At 76.6% G+C, this 16,471-nt stretch carries 16 protein-coding genes and 1 pseudogene; 8 read left to right on the top strand and 9 right to left on the bottom strand.

The genetic code is table 11. From position 1 onward, the window contains the following. Positions 1-59: 59 nt before the first annotated feature. A complete protein-coding gene (locus JOE68_RS00085) occupies positions 60-638 on the bottom strand; it encodes a pyridoxamine 5'-phosphate oxidase family protein (protein ID WP_204840293.1) in 579 nt (192 codons plus the stop codon). Positions 639-803: 165 nt separating this feature from the next. Between JOE68_RS00085 and JOE68_RS00080 the strand changes: the two genes are divergently transcribed. Next, positions 804-1,412 carry a class I SAM-dependent methyltransferase gene (locus JOE68_RS00080; protein ID WP_204840292.1) on the top strand — a complete coding sequence of 203 codons (609 nt, stop codon included), beginning with the start codon at positions 804-806 and terminating at the stop codon, positions 1,410-1,412. A 27-nt stretch (positions 1,413-1,439) separates the two neighbouring features. Here the strand turns inward: JOE68_RS00080 and JOE68_RS00075 are convergent, their stop codons facing one another. Continuing rightward, entirely contained in the window at positions 1,440-1,901 is a 462-nt protein-coding gene (locus JOE68_RS00075) for an MBL fold metallo-hydrolase (protein ID WP_204840291.1), read from the bottom strand. Between the two features lie 35 nt (positions 1,902-1,936). Between JOE68_RS00075 and JOE68_RS00070 the strand changes: the two genes are divergently transcribed. Beyond that, positions 1,937-2,812, top strand: a complete 876-nt coding sequence (locus tag JOE68_RS00070) for an alpha/beta hydrolase family protein (RefSeq protein ID WP_204840290.1) — start codon at positions 1,937-1,939, stop codon at positions 2,810-2,812. 42 nt (positions 2,813-2,854) lie between these two features. Here JOE68_RS00070 and JOE68_RS00065 read toward each other — a convergent pair whose 3' ends face one another. Then, on the bottom strand, positions 2,855-3,664 hold the full coding sequence (locus JOE68_RS00065; RefSeq protein ID WP_204840289.1) for a nitroreductase/quinone reductase family protein: 810 nt from the start codon (positions 3,662-3,664) through the stop codon (positions 2,855-2,857). Between the two features lie 401 nt (positions 3,665-4,065). Here JOE68_RS00065 and JOE68_RS00060 point away from each other — a divergent pair, with 401 nt between their 5' ends. Further along, entirely contained in the window at positions 4,066-5,187 is a 1,122-nt protein-coding gene (locus tag JOE68_RS00060; protein ID WP_204840288.1) for a DUF4037 domain-containing protein, read from the top strand. Between the two features lie 63 nt (positions 5,188-5,250). On the opposite strand, the gene JOE68_RS00055 is transcribed toward JOE68_RS00060, so the two are convergent. Then, a complete protein-coding gene (locus tag JOE68_RS00055) occupies positions 5,251-5,859 on the bottom strand; it encodes a hypothetical protein (RefSeq protein WP_204840287.1) in 609 nt (202 codons plus the stop codon). Between the two features lie 288 nt (positions 5,860-6,147). After that, positions 6,148-7,269 (bottom strand): coiled-coil domain-containing protein, encoded by a 1,122-nt coding sequence (locus JOE68_RS00050; RefSeq protein WP_204840286.1) that lies wholly within the window; start codon positions 7,267-7,269, stop codon positions 6,148-6,150. Positions 7,270-7,415: 146 nt separating this feature from the next. Here JOE68_RS00050 and JOE68_RS00045 point away from each other — a divergent pair, with 146 nt between their 5' ends. After that, positions 7,416-8,639 (top strand): tyrosine-type recombinase/integrase, encoded by a 1,224-nt coding sequence (locus tag JOE68_RS00045; protein ID WP_204840285.1) that lies wholly within the window; start codon positions 7,416-7,418, stop codon positions 8,637-8,639. Positions 8,640-8,956: 317 nt separating this feature from the next. Further along, positions 8,957-10,429 carry a rifampin monooxygenase gene (gene rox, locus JOE68_RS00040; protein WP_204840284.1) on the top strand — a complete coding sequence of 491 codons (1,473 nt, stop codon included), beginning with the start codon at positions 8,957-8,959 and terminating at the stop codon, positions 10,427-10,429. A 77-nt stretch (positions 10,430-10,506) separates the two neighbouring features. Here the strand turns inward: rox and JOE68_RS00035 are convergent. Beyond that, positions 10,507-10,740, bottom strand: a pseudogene (locus JOE68_RS00035) (mycothiol transferase); the annotation flags it as partial. A 35-nt stretch (positions 10,741-10,775) separates the two neighbouring features. Here JOE68_RS00035 and JOE68_RS00030 point away from each other — a divergent pair. Further along, the gene (locus tag JOE68_RS00030; protein ID WP_204840283.1) at positions 10,776-11,765 is read left to right on the top strand and encodes a helix-turn-helix transcriptional regulator; all 990 of its coding nucleotides are present in this window, start codon (positions 10,776-10,778) and stop codon (positions 11,763-11,765) included. A gap of 108 nt (positions 11,766-11,873) precedes the next feature. On the opposite strand, the gene JOE68_RS00025 is transcribed toward JOE68_RS00030, so the two are convergent. The 3 genes from JOE68_RS00025 to glyA form a co-directional block, all read right to left on the bottom strand. Beyond that, positions 11,874-13,013 carry an FAD-dependent oxidoreductase gene (locus JOE68_RS00025; protein WP_204840282.1) on the bottom strand — a complete coding sequence of 380 codons (1,140 nt, stop codon included), beginning with the start codon at positions 13,011-13,013 and terminating at the stop codon, positions 11,874-11,876. Beyond that, complete coding sequence (locus tag JOE68_RS00020) at positions 13,010-13,531, bottom strand: TetR/AcrR family transcriptional regulator (protein WP_204840281.1); 522 nt, start codon at positions 13,529-13,531, stop codon at positions 13,010-13,012. The genes JOE68_RS00025 and JOE68_RS00020 overlap by 4 nt, the downstream gene beginning before the upstream one ends. Before the next feature lie 98 nt (positions 13,532-13,629). Further along, positions 13,630-14,949 carry a serine hydroxymethyltransferase gene (gene glyA, locus JOE68_RS00015; RefSeq protein ID WP_204840280.1) on the bottom strand — a complete coding sequence of 440 codons (1,320 nt, stop codon included), beginning with the start codon at positions 14,947-14,949 and terminating at the stop codon, positions 13,630-13,632. A gap of 74 nt (positions 14,950-15,023) precedes the next feature. Between glyA and JOE68_RS00010 the strand changes: the two genes are divergently transcribed. Then, positions 15,024-15,866 carry a helix-turn-helix domain-containing protein gene (locus tag JOE68_RS00010; protein ID WP_204840279.1) on the top strand — a complete coding sequence of 281 codons (843 nt, stop codon included), beginning with the start codon at positions 15,024-15,026 and terminating at the stop codon, positions 15,864-15,866. Between the two features lie 227 nt (positions 15,867-16,093). Beyond that, positions 16,094-16,471 (top strand): MarR family winged helix-turn-helix transcriptional regulator (locus tag JOE68_RS00005; RefSeq protein ID WP_239562068.1); only part of this gene is annotated, 378 nt, incomplete at its 3' end.

Genomic DNA, 16,471 nt, shown 5'->3' with positions numbered 1-16,471 from the left:
CGCGCGTCCCCGCCCTGCGTCCCGGCCCTGTGGTCACGTCCTGCGGTTACGTCCTGCGGTCACGGCCTCGGCGGCAGGGGCAGGGGCAGCGCCGGCAGGCCGTCGATGCTGCTGCGGTTGAACTCCTTGCCCTCGCAGTACCGCGCGAACTCCTCCTCGGACTTGCGCCCGAACAGGTCCGCGTGCAGGGTCCGCTCCGCCCGGTAGTCCATGAGCGGCACCGCGAACCCGCAGGTGTCCTGGACCAGCTCCGCCGTCACCACCACGATCGCCCGCACCCCCGGCCCGTCCGCCTGCCCGAACCCCGCCGCCAGCACCGCGAAGCGGGGGTCGTCGCGGAACACCGGCTCGCCCGTGCCGTGCACGCGCACGATGTTCGGCGCGCCGTCGAAGGCGCACCACATGAGCGTGATCCGGCCGTTCTCCCGCAGGTGCGCGATCGTCTCGGCGTGGCTGCCGCCGAAGTCGAGGTAGGCCAGCCGCCGCTCGTCGAGCACCCGCAACGTCCCCGCGCGGCCCTTGGGGGAGACGTTGACGCGCCCGTCGGCCGCCAGCGGCGCGGTGGCGGTGAAGAACACCGGCTGCGCCTCGATGAACTCCCGCAGCCGCCCGTCGATCCGCTCGTAGGTTTTTCCCATGCGGCGAGTATCGCCGCGCGCCGGGCCGGGACCACCGCCTTTCCCGACCCCCGGGAGGCGGCGCGGGGCAGGGCACGTGCCCGCCGCGGTGGGCGCGCGGGCGCTGCGGCATGATCGTCCCCGCGCCGGGAGGGGCCGGGCGCCACGGGGTTCGGGGGGTTCTCGGTGTCGGTGCAGGACGTGCGGGACGCCTACAGCCGACGGGCGCAGGAGTACGCCGACCTGTTCTGCTCGCCGGAGGCCATGGACGAGCCGGACCGGGAGCTGGTGTCCCGGTGGGCCGACGGGGTGGCCGGGCGCGTGGTCGACGCGGGGTGCGGTCCGGGGCAGTGGACCGACTTCCTGCGCGGCCGGGGCTGCGACGTCGAGGGCGTGGACCTCGTGCCGGACTTCGTCGAGTACGCCCGCTCGCGGTTCCCCGACGCCTCCTTCCGCGTCGCCGAGCTGGACCGGCTCGGCGTCCCCGACCGCTCGCTGGCCGGGATCCTGTCGTGGTACTCGATCATCCACACCGACCCGGAGGACGTGCCCCGCGTGCTCGGCGAGTTCGCGCGGTGCCTGCGCGCCGGCGGCGGCCTGCTGCTCGGCCTGTTCGAGGGCCCGCGGGTCGAGCCGTTCCCGCACGCCGTGACGACCGCCTACTTCTGGCCCGTCGAGGAGATGGCGCGGCGGCTGCGGGACGCGGGTTTCCAGGTGGAGGCGACGGAGAGCCGCGTCGACCCGGGCCGGCGGCCCCACGCCGCCATCGTCGCGCGGCGCACCGGCGATCGGTGACCCCGCCGGCGGCGCGGGCCCGGCCCGTCAGCGCGCCTGGAGCCGGTCGAGCACCCCGGCGGCGGTGAAGGCGGCGACGAGGTCGTCGTAGCCCTCGGTGAAGTGGCCCCGGCTGTCGCAGTGGGCCGCGACCACGCGGCGCGCGCCGAGGACGACGGCCGCCTCCGCGGCCAGCGCGCCGTCGAGGGTGACCAGCGCGCCGTCGAAGAAGGGGGTGCGGGCGGCCCCGGCGAACAGGACCGCGGCGCCCACCGGGCCGACGCGCCGGGCGACCTCCCGCACCACGTCCAGGGAGGCGTTGTCGCCGCTGACGCAGGCGGTGGGCAGGTCCGCGCCGCTCAGGACGAAGCCGACGACCTCCCCGGTGACCGGCTCGCAGCCCTCGGGGCCGTGCTGCGCAGGGGTGGCGGTCACCGTCGCGACGCCGCCGGGGCGGGGCAGCTCGACCGGCCCCGCGCGGACCCCCGCAGCGGGGCACGACGACGTCACCGGGAATCCACCGGGCCGCCGCTACCGTGGAACCGGTGTGGATCACCGAGGACGCCGAGGTCGGCGCGTTGCGGGCCCGCGTGCGCCGACCCGCCACCGGTCCGGCGCTGCCGGGCCTGGTCCTGGTCGACGGCTCGGGCAACTCGGCGCTGGAGGACCACGGCGACTGGCCGCGGTGGTTGTCCTCCTGCGGCGCGGCCGTGCTCTGGCACGACAAGCCCGGCTGCGGCGCGTCACCGGGCAACTGGCGCGACCAGTCGCTGGCCGACCGCGCCGCCGAGGCGCTGACCGCGGTGCGGGTGCTGCGCGACCGGCCCGGCGTCGACCCCCGCCGGGTGGGCGTGATCGGCTGGAGCCAGGGCGGCTGGGTCTCGCTGCTCGCCGCGGCCACCGGGGCCGTCGACCACGTGGTCGTGGTCTCCGGGCCGGGCATGTCCATGGCCGACCAGGAGCGCTGGCGCATCGAGCGCTCGCTCGTCCTGGCCGGCCTGCCCACGCGGGAGGCCCTGGCGTGGGTCGACGAGCGCACCCGCCGGCTGCGGGCGGGCCACTCGCCCGCGGCGGTCGTCGCCGACCAGGAGCGGTGGCGCGACCGGCCCTGGTACCCGCAGGTGTCGCTGGTCTACGACCGGCCCGAGCGCGTGGCGTTCTTCGCCCGCAACATGGACGTCGACCCGGTCGCGCACCTGGCCGGGCTGGACCTGCCCGTGCTCGCGCTGTTCGGCGGCGCGGACGACATCATCCCCGTGCCCGAGAGCGTCGCCGCGTTCGCGCCGCACACCGCCGGCCTGGCCGTGTTCCCCGGCGCCGACCACGGCCTGTTCACCGCCGACCCCGCGCCCGGCGTGCCCCGGCTCGACCAGCTCGCCCCGGGGGTGCTCCCCCTGCTCACCGCGTTCCTGGCCGGCTGACCCGGCCGCCACCCCGACGGCCGGGAGGCGCACCGGATCCGCTCACGCGTCCAGCAGCGGGATCACCTGCTCCTCCTCGTAGGTCAGGTGCGCCTCCAGTTCCGCGATCAGCCCGTCCACGCGGGCCGGCACGTCCTCGCCGTCACCCGACACCGCCTCCGCCAACTCCGCCAGCAGCACCGCCATCCGCTCGTGCTCCCGGCGCAGCCGCGCGAACACCGCGTCCAGCTCCGGGTGCCGGTCGCCCAGGGCCGGGAACATCCCGCCGTCCTTCATGCGGTGGTGGAACTCCAGGCCCTGGCAGAACGTGAGGCAGTTGATCCGCAGCTGCGCGCCCAGCCGCGGGGCCGCCGCCGCGACCTCGCCGCGGATGATGCCCAGCTCCCGCCGGAACGCGTCGTGCACCACCCGCAGCACCTCGCCCGCCGACCCGGCCTCCGGCGGGCCGCCCGCGACCTGCTCCAGCGCCACCACCGGCAGCACCCGCGAGGTCCTGGCCTGGTAGGCGCCCCAGCCGGGATCGGCCTCCACCGCGCGGGCGAACACCGCCGCGCGCTCCTGCCCGGCGAGGACCGTCGCCTTCGCGGTGTAGGTGAAGACACCGTCCTCCACCGTCACCACCGGGTCGGCCAGGAGGTTGTGGTACCAGTCGGGGTGCTTGTCCGACCCGCCGGCCGACCCGATGACCAGGATCCGCTCCCCGTCGGGCAGGTAGGCCAGCGGCGTGGTGCGCGGCAGGCCCGACCGCGCGCCGGTGGTCGTCAACAGGATCAGGCGACCCCCCTCGAAGTACCCGCCGACCCGCCCGCGGTTGGCGCGGAACTCCTCGATGACCTGCTGGTTGAAATCCATGCGTGAACGCTCTCCTCTTGCGCTGGGGACTGCCTGGGAAAAAGCCGTGCCGAGAACGGGCACACCGGGGGGAGGCGTGCCGAAAAAGCGCGTCGGGCGCGCGGGAACAGGGCGGACGACACCGCCCGGGAAATGCGGGGCACCGCGCGGGGCGCGGGATGCGGGCACCGGCGGGCCTCTGGCCCGCCCCGGGCTCACGCCTCGGCCGGGTGCCCGTCTCGGTAATGGCCCATGGCCGACCCGGCAGTCACGCGACACACCCTAGTGCCCGATCGGACCGGCGGGCAACGCGGAGAACGGGAGAACCCGCCGCCGTTGCGGAGCGGCGCCCGGAATGCGCCGCCCGGAAAGCCGCCCGAAAAGCCGCCCGGAATACCGCCGGCGCCGATATCCTCGTCGGAGTGGCAGCCGCTTTCGTCCCCGGTCTCGACCTCGCCGAAGCCTTCTACACCCGCGCGGTGGCGCCGCTGGTCGGCGTCCCGCACGCCGCCTGCCTGCTCGGCGAGGGCTCGGAGGTGCTCGGTTTCGACACCCCGCGGTCGCAGGACCACGAGTGGGGCCCGCGCGTGCAGGTCCTCGTCGCCGCCGAGCACGTCGAGGAGGTCGCGGCCCGGGTCGACGCGGGCCTGCCGCCGGTGTTCGACGGCTTCGCCACCGCCTGGTTCTCCCTGGCCGCCGGGTCGGTCGCCCACCACGTCGAGGTGAGCACCGTCGGGCGGTGGGTCGTCGGGGCGCTCGGCCTGGACCCCCGCGCCGGGCTGGACGCCGCGCACTGGCTCGGCCTGCCGCAGCAGCGGCTGCTGCACGTCACCGCCGGGCGCGTGTTCCGCGACGACACCGGCGAGCTGACCCGCACCCGGGCCGCCCTGCGCTGGTACCCGCCGGACGTGTGGCGCTGGCTGATGCTCAGCGGCTGGCACCTGATCGGCAACGCCGAACCGCAGCGGGGCCGCTGCGCGGAGACCGGCGACGCGCTGGGCACGCGCCTGCTGACCGCGAAGCTGTGCCGCCTGGCCATGGACCTCGCCTTCCTCCAGGAGCGGCGCTACCGGCCCTACGACAAGTGGCACGGGGCCGCCTTCGGCCGGCTCGACGCCGCACCGGCGCTCACCCCCGACCTGGAGGCGGCGCTGACCGGCGACGAGCCGACCGCGACCGCCGCGCTCGGCCGGCTGCTGACCCGGCTGGGGGAGCGGCACAACGACCTCGCGCTGGGGCCGCCCGTCCCACCCCGCCGCGCCCCGTTCGAGGTGGGCGTCAACGACGCCGTCCGCCCCTACGAGGTCGCCAACGCCGCGGACTACGTCCGCTCCCTGCGCTCGGGCATCACCGACCCCCGGTTGCGCGACCTGGCCCCGGTCGGGGCCGTCGACCAGCTCACCCACGCCGACGACGTGGTCGTCACCCACACCGACTGGCCCGCCCGCCTCACCCGCGACTACCGCGCCGCCCTGGGCGGGCTGCCGCCGGACGAGCCCGGCCCCGAGGCGGCCCCGGACGGCGGGGCGCCGCGGCCCGGGTGACCGGTCACCCGGGCCGCGCCGGGCCGGGCGGCTGTCCGGCCGTGACCGCAACCGGGCGGGCGGCTAGTCGTGGGCCAGGCAGAAGACGGTGTCGGTCGACCTGACGTAGGTGCCGCTGCCCCAGCCGGGCTCGGATCGGCACAGGTCCTTGATCGCCTGCTCGCCCGACTGCTCCCCGGCGCGCACCCGGTCGAGCACCGCCGTCTCGGGCACGATCGCGGTGACGCGGTAGAGGGCGGACCGGTGCCAGCAGGGGACCTTCACCAGCACCGCCACACCGCCGTGGACAGGACCGCCGGAGCGGTCCGGCTCGGAACGGGCGTTCCACGCGGCGCAGTCCCCGACGTGGGACGTCGACACGTTCGGGGCGTCCTCGGGGCCGACGTCGGTGAGCGCGCTCTTCGCCCAGGGGAGGGTGTGGGGCAGGGTGATCGCCGCGGCGATCACGAGCAGCGCGCCCAGCCCGGAGGCGCCGTTCCTCAGCAATTCCCGCCGCTCGCGCCGCCGTTCCTCGTCCACGACCCGGTGCTGCCGGCGCAGGTGGACGTTGACATCGCCGTACACCGTGCCGGCCTGGACGACCGGCCCCTCGATGCGGTCGGCGCGGATCCCGTTGCCGGGCCCGCGACCGTCAGCCGCCGGGTGCTCCGGGTCGTTCCGGTCGGGCCGCACCCGGCCAGGGTAGGGGCGGTCGGCGGGGCGCCCACCGCAGAATTGGGGAGTGCGCCAAGCCGGGCACGAGGCTCGACTGCCCGGCCCTGACGAAACCCGGACCGCGAGGACCCCGGTCGCCAGGCCGGCCCGAATGCCACGTGGGTGCCGGGGTGCGGCGGCCGCTGTTGCTGGAGTCGGAGCGCACCCCGCAGGCCGCCGCGCGGGCGGCGGGTCTGGATGGTGTGCCCGGTCGTGTGGTCGGTCGAGGCGCTTGCGCCGGTCACGGCCCCGGACCGCGCGGTCGGGTCATGCCCCTGTGGTCGCTCGTGTGCGTGCGAGCACGGCCACGGCGCGCAGCGCCGGGCTCCGCTGCCCCGCGGGATCGGTTCCGCCGTCGCCCGGGGGTTGCTCGGCGGTCTCGGCGGTCTCGGCGATCCGGTCGAGCAGTTCGAGGTAGTGGTCGCAGGCTCGTTGGAGGCGGTCGGCGCGTTCGGTCTGGGCGCCGAGTTCGCCGGCCCGCCGGTCCTGGTCGGTGCGCAACGCGGCGGTTTCGGCTCGGGCTTGGTCGACGCGCCGCTCGGCGTCGGTGGTGATCCGCTCGATGCGCTGCTCGGTTTCGCCGCGCAGGCGTTCGGACGCCCGCTCGGCGGACCGGAGTTCCTGCTCCTGCTCGGCCAGCCGTTGGCGCAGCGCCTTCACCTCCGCGCGCAGTTCGGCGGCCTGCTCGCGCGCCGCGGTCTCCGCGGTGCTCGCCGCCCGCACCCGCTGGTCGGCGGCGGCGGTGATGGCGGCGACGGTCGCCGTGGCGGTGGCGGCGGCTTGGTCGGCCTGCCGGCGGGCGGCGTCGCGTTCGGCGGTGACGCGGGCCAGGGCCAGGTCGGCCTCGTGCTTGGCGGCCTCGGCGTCCTGGCGGGCGCGCAGCGCCTCGGCCCGCTCCTCGCGGGCGGTGCGGGCTTCCTCCCGGGCCAGCTCCCGGTCCGCCTGCGCCGCGAGCTTCTCCTGCTCGGCGGTGTCCCCGTCGGCCACGGCCTGGTCGGCCCGCCTGGTCGCCGCTTCGCGCAGCGCGCGTTCCCGTGCCGCCTCCTCCTGCGACCGGTCGGCCTGCTCGGCGGCGGCGGCCACCTCCGCCGCGGCGCTGGTGCGCAGCTCCTGCAGGGCCGAGGCGAGGGCGGTCAGCGGCTCCAGCACGCGGTCGGCGGTGTCGACGAACGCGCTCGTCGCGCCCGCGAGGTGGGGAGAAGGGGCGGTTCCGAGCGCTTCGGCCAACGCGGCTTCGGCGGCGGCCAGCTGCTTGCACGTGTAACCGCCGGGCCAGTCGCGCTCCGGGCAGTACTCGAACGGCCGGCCCCCGCGGGGACCCGGCGCCGGGAGCGGCTCGCGGCAGCGCTCGAAGGCGCAGCGCCCGGTCCTGGTCACGGTCTGAGTCATGATCGAATCCTAGTAGAAGGTTACCCAACCATCAACCCCATGTTGGAGTTGAGTAACCGCAACATCACTCAGCTACAGAACAAAGCTTTTGTAGCTAAGATCAGGGTGGTCGGATCTTCGCTACTCTTGGGTGAACGGTTGGCACGATGAGTGATATCCAGGCTGTCCGCGGCGGCGTCGACGACACCCGGAAAAACCGGGGGCCCTCGGACGGCCCGTGGCCGGGGGTGGACGACCCGGCGGCCCTGCTCGGCGAGATCGCCGAGTGGCTCGCCGGCTACGGCAACCCCGCCACCCGGCGCACCTACGCCGAAGGTCTCGGCCTGCCGGTCGGCGCCGCCGACATCCGCGAGTGGGCGTGGCACGACACCGCCTGGGCGCAGGCCGTGCACCGCTACACCGACGCCGTGGGCATCTCCCTCGCCGACAGCGACGACGGGCGTCGCCCACCGCCCGCGCCACGCGGTCACCTGCGGCACCTGCACTGGTTCCGCTGGTGCGCCCACCACGGGCTGGACCCCCTGCGCGCCCGGTCGACCGAGGTCAAAACCTGGCTCGGCCGGCTGGCCGACGCGGGAGCGGCCGTCGCCACCCGCGACCGGATGCTGGCCACCGTCAAAGCCCTCTACACCCACCTGGCCGACGTCGGACTCGCCGCCGGCAACCCCGCCGCGCTCGACCGCCGCCGCCTGGGCCTGGTCGTCGCCCGTGACAGCACCACCAGCACCGTCACCCTCACCAACCGGCAGGTCCGCGCCCTCTACGACGCCGCCGTCGCACCCCGGCGCGGCGCCGGCCCCGTGGACACCGCACGCGCCGGCGCGGTCGTCGCCCTGTTCACCCTCGGCCTGCGCGTCAGCGAAATCTGCCACCTGGACCGCTCCGACCTGCACGTCACCCGGGGCCGACGTGCCCTGCGCGTGCGGGGCAAGGGCGGCAAGGTCCGGATCGTCTACCTCCACGCCCTCGCCGACACCGCCCTGATGGACTACCTGCACCACCGCACCAGCCTCAGCACCGAGGTGTCGCGGGCGGGCAGCCGTGCCGCGGCACGGTCACAGCCGCTGCTGACCACCCGCACCGGCAACCGCTACCAACGCCAGGCGATCTGGCAACTGCTGCGCCGCATCGCCGCAGCGGCAGGCGACCCGCTGCGCGATGTCGCCGACACCATGCACCCCCACGCCCTGCGCCACTTCTACGTCACCACCGCGGTCGAAGCGGGCGCCGAGCTGGTCCACGTCCAGGCCGACGTCGGCCACAGCAGCCTCGACACCACCGAACAGGTCTACAACCACGCCGCCCGGGACCCCTCCCGCAGCGCCGCCGACCTCGTCGGGCAGGCCCTGCTCCCGACACCGGGCGAATAGGCGCGCTGTTCCCCCCGGAACCAGAGGGTCGTCACCGTGACGAAAGGCGGTGGTGTCCCCGCCTGCTCCGCAACGCGGTGTGCAAGGGCCACCGGGGCGGTCGGTCACCCTGCTCGCAGGTCCCGCGTCGACGTCGGAAAGGGGTTGGACGGGTCGCGCTCGGACTTGTAGCTTGCGGTGGACCGTGACCCCGCCCGAGGAGGTGAGACCCGTGAACGCTGTAGCGCTGTGGGTGCTCCCCTTCCCGTCACGGCCGGGCGACTGACGTAGGTGTCGCCGGGAGCGCCGCCGACAAGGCACTCCCGAAAGGCAACACCATGAACTTTCCGCAGGTCACCGCCGAGCCGTCGGCGGACGGCGCCGATCGGCCCGACGTGATCGTCGTCGGCTGCGGGCCGACCGGTGCGATGCTGGCCGCCGAACTGCGGCTGCACGGCGTGCGGGTGCTCGTCCTGGAGAAGGAGACCGAGCCCGCGTCGTTCGTCCGCGTGGTCGGTCTGCACATCCGCAGCATCGAGCTGATGGCGATGCGCGGGCTGCTGGAGCGCATCCTCGAACGCGGCCGGCGGCGCCCGGCCGGCGGGTTCTTCGCCGCCATCGCCGCACCCGCGCCCCGGAACCTGGACTCCGCGCACGCCTACCTGCTGGGCATCCCGCAACCGGTCATCGTCCGACTGCTCGAGGAGCACGCCGTCGACCTGGGCGCGCGGGTCCGGCACGGGTGCGCGGTGGTCGGCCTCGAACAGGACGAGGAGGGCGTGACCGTCGAGCTGGCCGACGGCGAGCGGCTGCGCTCGCGCTACCTCGTCGGCTGCGACGGCGGGCGCAGCGCGGTGCGCGAGCTGCTCGGCGTCGGCTTCCCCGGCGAGCCCGCGCGGAACTGGACGCTGATGGGCGAGATGGAGGTGGGCGTGCCGCAGGCGGAGATCGCCGCCAAGGTGGCCGAGGTCCACCACACCGCCGGGTCCTTCGACCTCAGGCCCTTCGGCGGAGGGGTCTACCGCGTGGTGGTCCCCGCCGCGGGCGTCGGCGACCGCGCGCAGCCGCCCACCGTCGAGGAGTTCCGGCAGCGGCTGCGCGCCGTCGCCGGGACCGATTTCGGCGTGCACTCCCCGCGCTGGTCGTCCCGCTTCGGGGACGCCACCCGGCTGGCCGAGCGCTACCGGGTCGGGCGGGTGCTGCTGGCCGGCGACGCGGCGCACATCCACCCGCCCCTCGGCGGGCAGGGCCTCAACCTGGGGGTCCAGGATGCGGTCAACCTCGGCTGGAAGCTGGCCGCTCAGGTCCGCGGCTGGGCGCCGGACCCGCTGCTGGACACCTACCAGGCCGAACGCCGCCCGGTCGCCGAAGACGTGCTGGACAACACCCGCGCCCAGCTGGAGCTGCTGTCCACCGGGCCGGGCCCGCGGGCGGTGCGCAGGCTGCTCACCGAGCTGGTGGAGTTCGACGTGGTGAACCGCCACCTGATCGAGAAGATCACCGCTGTCGGCATCCGCTACGACTTCGGCGCGGGCCCCGACCTGCTCGGCCGCCGCCTGCCCGACATCGACGTGCGGCGGGGCCGCCTCTACGACCTGCTGCACCGCGGCCGCGGCCTGCTGCTGGACCGCACCGGGCGCCTGGGCGTCGGCGGCTGGTCGGACCGGGTGGACCACCTCGCCGACCCCACCGCGGCCCTGGACGTCCCGTGCCTCCTGCTGCGCCCCGACGGCCACGTCGCCTGGATCGGCGACGACCAACTGGACCTGGACGGGCACCTCTCCCGCTGGTTCGGCGAGCCCGCCGGCTGATCCCGGGCGCGGTGGGGCCGGGCGAGCGCCCGGCCCCACCGCGACGGGGGGCAGCTCGACTCCTGTCCGTCGAGCGCCTCGCGCAGGATGTCGGCGAGCCCGGCGTGATGGGCGGTCTCCGCGATGAGGTGCGTCAGGACGCGGCGCACGCCGAACACCGCGCCCGACTCGTTCCACGCCGCCGCCGGCAGCGGGTGGGTGGCCGACAGGTCGGCGACGGTGGCGGCGGCCTGCGCGGTCCGGGCGGCGGCCTGCTCGTGGCGGCGGAGGACGTCGGCCGGCGTCTCGCCGGGCAGCGGGCGGAAGCGGCCAGGATGTGTCCGCTTCCTGGGGCAGGATGGGGGTCATGCCGAAAACCTCAGCGCGGCTGCTGTCGATGCTCTCGCTGCTCCAGGCGCGCCGGGACTGGCCCGGGGCGCTGCTGGCGGAGCGGCTGGGGGTCAGCCCGCGCACCGTGCGCCGCGACGTCGACCGGTTGCGCGAGCTGGGCTACCCCATCGCGGCGGTCAAGGGGCCCGACGGCGGCTACCGGCTCGGCGCCGGGGCCGAGCTGCCGCCGCTGCTGTTCGACGACGAGCAGGCCGTGGCCCTCGCCGTCGCGCTGCGGATCGCCACCACCGCGGGCGCGGGGATCGAGGAGGCCGCGGTGCGCGCGCTGAACACCGTGCGGCAGGTGATGCCCGCGCGGTTGCGCCGCCGCGTCGACACCTTCGGGTTCACCACCGTCGCGTGGCCCCGACCGGAACCGCAGGTCGACAGCGGTGTGCTGGCCACCCTGGCCGCCGCCGTCCACGCCTGCGAGGTGCTGCGCTTCGACTACGCCCCCGTCTCCCCGCCGCAGGGCGCGACCACCCCGGCCGCCGACCGGCCGCCGCGCCGGGTGCAGCCCCACCACCTGGTGGCCCGGGGCGGGCGCTGGTACCTGCTCGCCTGGGACCTCGACCGCGCGGACTGGCGGATCTTCCGCGCCGACCGGGTCACCCCGCGCGTCCCGACCGGGCCGCGCTTCACCCCGCGCGAGGTGCCCGGGGGCGACGTGCCGGCCTTCGTGACCGGCCGGTTCCGCGGCTCCGCCGGCCCGGCGGACTGGCCCTGCCGCGGCGAGGTCGTCCTCGGCCTGCCCGCCGACGCCGTGTCCGGCCACCTGCGCGACGGGGTGGTCGAGCCACTGGGCCCCGACCGCTGCCGGCTCGTGCTGGGCTCCTGGTCGTGGCCCGCGCTGGCCGCCGCCCTCGGCGGGTTCGACGCCGACATCGAGGTCGTCGGCCCGCCCGAGCTGAGGGCGGCCTTCGCGCGGCTGGCCCGGCGCTGCGCCGCGGCGGCCGGTCCCCGCTGAGCCGGCCTCGGCGGCGTTCGCCCCGCGGTGGCCGCCGAGGTCCCGGCCGCCCGCGCGCGGTGGGCGGACCCGTCGGCGTGACGCGCGGCCGGTCGCCGACCAGCGCGATCAGTCGCCGACCAGCGCGGTCGGTTTGCCGACCAGGCTGCGGGCGATCCGGCGGTCCACCCACGGCAGCCCGGCCAGGCGCATCATCCACCGGCGGGCGTGCAGGCGCAGGGCCGTGGCGGGCAGGAACCAGCGGGCGCCGGACCGGGCGACCTGCTGCTTGCCGGTGACGACGGGGCGCCAGCGGCGTTCGTAGGCGGCCGGGTCGTCCAGGTGCCCGGCCAGCGCGAACGCCCCGCCCATGCCCAACGACGCGCCCTGCCCGGCCAGCAGGGACACCGCGCCGCACGCGTCGCCGGCCAGCACGACCCGGCCGGTGCTCCACCGGGGCAGCTCGACCTGGGCGACCAGGTCGTAGTAGACCTCCGGCGGGCACCGGTCCAGCGCCCGGGGCACGATCCAGCCCAGCGTGCCGTAGGCCGCGCGCACCGCCGCCCGGGGGTCGTCGGGCAGGGTCCGGTCCGGGGTGCGGTGCACGGTGAACACCGCCACCCGCCCGTCGCGCAGCCCGTAGCACCCGACCTGCCTGTCCACCGTGTCGGTCAGGCAGAACCGGTCCTCGACCAGCCGGTGCACCTCGGGGTCGGTGAAGGTGAACGCGGCGGTGTGGAAGCCCAGGGGGCGCAGGAACCGCCGCTCCTCGCCGAACACCAGCCGCCGCACGGTCGAGTGGATGCCGTCCGCGCCCACCAGCAGGTCGGCCCGCAGCGCGGTGCCGTCGGACAGGGCGACCGACACGCCGTCGGCCCGGTCGTCCACCCCGACGACGGACACGCCGTAGCGCGGGGCCGCCCGCGCCGGCAGGGCGGTGCGCAGGACGTGCTCCACGTCGGGGCGCATGATGCTGACCATCCGCCCGCCCACGGACTCGGCGAAGCGCCGGAAGCTCAGCCCGGCCCGCCGCCTGCCGGTCGCGTCGTGGTAGCCGGCCTCGGCGAACCGGTAGCCCAGCTCGTGGAACCGGGGCAGCAGGCCCATCCGCTCGGCGACGTCGTAGCCCGGCCCGAAGAAGTCGATCATGTAGCCCTCGGGGCGGGGGGCGGGGGAGCGCTCCAGCACCACGACGTCGTGGCCGTCGGCCGCGAGCAGGCCGGCGAGGGTGAGGCCGGTGATCCCGGCCCCGCAGACCACGACCCTCATCGCAGGACCCGGCCCAGGACGGGCACGACGACCGCGCGGGTCAGCCCCGGGTCCAGCGCGCGGTGCAGCAGCAGGCCGTCGACCGAGGCCGCGAGCACCGCCGCGGTGGCCTCGGGGGACGGGACGCCGCGGTCGGCCAGCCACGCGGCCAGGACGCGGCGGAAGTCGGCCAGCACCGCGGCGACGGCGCGCCGCAGGTCGTCGTTGCGGGTGGCGGCGAGGAAGGTCTCGGTGAACAGCTCCTGGCCGCCCGCCTCGTCCAGGGCCGCCAGCAGCGCGTCGAGGACCTGCTCGGGCTCGGCGGCGGCCGGCAGGTCGGGCAGGCCCGCCAGCGCCGCCCGCAGCGCGCCGACGGCGGCCTCGACCAGCACGGCCTGCGTGGAGTCGAAGTGGTAGTGCACCACGCCCGACCCGACGCCCGCCCGCTCGGCCAGCACGCGGGTGCTGACCGCGCCCCAGCCCTTCTCGGCGATGAGTTCCGCGGCCGCGCCGAGCAGCCGCTCCCTGACCTGTGACATCGTGCCTCCCGGTTTTGGACGATCGTACTGGACGATCGTCCAAAACCGGGGGTGTCGTGCGCCTCACCCGGCTCGGCCGCAGGGCGACGGGGCCCCGGTCACGCCGGCCGGCGGTTGACCTCCCGGCGCAGGGCGACGGCGTCGGCGCGGACGCGGTCGGGCGCCTCGCGGTCCAGCAGGGCCCGGCGCAGCAGCGCCGCGACGGCCGGCTGGTCCCGCGGGGTGAAGCCGCGCCGGGTGATCTCCTGGGTGCCGACGCGCAGGCCGCGCAGGCCCTCGTCGGGCCGCTGCCACGGCAGGCCGATGCCGCTGAGGTAGACGCCGGCCTCGCCCAGCAGCACCGCCGCCGCCTCGCCGCCGCCCAGGGCGAGCGCGTCGACGGCCACGTGGTGGGAGCGGGTGAACTCGCCGTCCCGCCCGGCCACCGCGAACCCCTCGTCGTGCAGGGCGCGGGCCAGCGCCCGGGCGTTGGCCGCGCACGCCGCCGCGTAGTCCGCGCCGCGCTCGGCCAGCTCGGCGGCGGTCACGGCCAGCGCGCCCAGGCGGCCGGCGTCGTAGTTGGCCAGCATCCCGGGGTAGGCCACGGTGGAGACGCGCTCGGCCAGCCCGGGGTCGCGGGTGACCACGCAGCCGCCGGAGGGGCCGCCGAAGGACTTGTAGGTGGAGAACGTCAGCACGTGCGCGCCCTCGTGCAGCGGGCGCTGGAACGCCTTGGCCGCCACCAGGCCCGCCACGTGCGAGGCGTCGTAGAGCAGGATCGCGCCGACCTCGTCGCACGCCGCCCGCACCGCCGCCACGTCGTGCGGGAACAGCATCAGGCTGGCCCCGAGGACCACGACCCGCGGCCGGTGCGCGTGCAGGAAGCCGGGCAGCCGCGCGTGGTCGACGTCGAACCGCCCCGGGTCGTAGGGCAGGTCCACGACGGTCAGCCCGCGCACCGCCGGCACGCCTCGGGCGTGGTGGCTGGCGTGCCCGCCGGCGGCCTCGGGCAGCACGGCGATCGTGTCGCCGGGCCGGGCGAAGGCGGTGTAGACCGCGAGGTTGGCCAGGGTCGCGCTCTGCAGCCGCACCTCGGCGTGGGCGCCCTCCACCAGGTCGGCGACCAGCAGCGGGGCCAGCACCTCCAGGGTGTCCAGGTGCTCCAGGCCCACCTGGTACTTCTCGCCCGGCCAGCCCATGCTGGGCCGGCCGGACAGCGAGGTCGGGATCGCCGCGGCGGCGGTCGGGCTGAGCACGTTGGCGCCCGCGTAGAGCACGATGCCGTCGTCGTCGACCTGCGCGGCGTGCGCGTCCAGGGCGGCGCGCACGGTCCGGGCGACCCCGGCGGCGCTCAGGTCGGCGGACACGGCGGTTTCCACCTCGGCCAGGCGGCGGCGGGCGCGCGGCGAGGCCCACGGGGCGATCCTGCTGTCGGTCACGCCGCCGACGCTAGGGCCGGCCGGACCCGCGCCGCGACCGCGCCCGGTCGGGAGTTGTTCCTACAGTGGTCGGAATGCAGGAGCTGCTCGACGAGCTGTCCCGGGTGCTGGGCCGCGGGGTGTCCGTGGACGACGTGACCGGCCGGGTGGTGGGGCACAGCGCGCAGACCGACGAGGTCGACGCGGCGCGGGTGCGCGCGATCCTGGCCCGGCGGGTGCCGCCGGAGGTCGCGGAGTGGCAGGACCGGCACGGCGTGGCCGCCGCGACCGGGCCGGTGCGGGTGCCCGCGAACGAGGCGCTGGGGTTCCAGGGGCGCGTCGGCTTCCCGCTGCGGCACCACGGGGCGCTGGTCGGCCACCTGTGGGTGCTCGGCGAGGTGGACCCGGCGGCGGTGGCCGGCCACCTGCCCGTGCTGGCCGCCGCCGTGCGGGTGGGCGAGCGGGCGCCGGTGCGGGTCGTGGTGGCGCTGGACCCGCGCGTGGTGCGCACGGTGCCCGCCGCCGACCCGCCGCCCGACCTGGCGGGGCACGTCGGGGTGAGCGACCCGCACCCGCCGGACCGGGCGGGCGCGGCCTACCGGCAGGCGCTGGCGGCGGCCGAGCTGTCCGCGCTGGACCCGGCGCTGCCCCGGGTCGCGCGCTGGTCGGACCTGGGCGCCTACCGCCTGCTGCTGGGCGCGGAGCCGGCGGCGGTGCTGGCCGGGCTGTCCGACGTGCTGCGCACGACGCTGGAGGTCTACCTGGACCGCGGGTGCGACGCCCGCGCCGCCGCGCGGGCCCTGCACCTGCACCGCACCAGCCTGTACTACCGGCTGGGCCGCATCGCCGAGCTGACCGGGCGCGACCTGGCCGACGGGGCGGCCAGGCTGGAGCTGCACCTGGCGCTCAAGCTCACCCGGCTGGGGCGGCGGCCGTGACGCCCGGCCCGGCCGCGATCACCCGGAGCGCCGCCGCGACACCCCCGGGAGCACCGCCGGGGCCGCGGGCGCGCCGGCGTCGACCCGTCCGGGTGGCGGCCCGGCGGGTGGTCCGGTCGTCCCGGGCGTGCGGCGCACCCGCCGCCCGCGGTAGGGCTTCGGGCCGTAGGTGGCAGACGGGCCGGCGACTGGTTCAATCAGCGCTCCCACCACCGGGAGGAGTGACGTTGGCGGACCTCGACATGGACCTGCTGCTGCACGTCCCGCACCTCGAACTGGAGCACCGGGTGTTCGCGGCGCTGGCGGAGGCCGGGTTCGACGACGTGACACCCGCGCAGGCGCGCCTGTTCCAGCGCGTCGCGCCCCACGGCTCGCGGCTGGCCGAGCTGGCCGAGGCCGCGCAGGTCACCAGGCAGACCGCGGGGTTCCTGGTCGACCAGCTGGAGCGCGCCGGCTACGTGGAGCGCACCGCCGACCCCACCGACGCGCGCGCCCGCCTGGTCCGGGTCGCCGAACGGGGCCTGGCCGCCGGTGTGGTGGCGCGGGCCGTGGTCGCCGAGGTCGAGGGGGAGTGGACGGCGCACCTGGGGCAGCGCCGGATGGCG

This window comes from Saccharothrix algeriensis (genome assembly GCF_016907655.1).
GTDB lineage: Bacteria > Actinomycetota > Actinomycetes > Mycobacteriales > Pseudonocardiaceae > Actinosynnema > Actinosynnema algeriense.
This window is presented reverse-complemented; position numbering and strand designations above follow the sequence as displayed.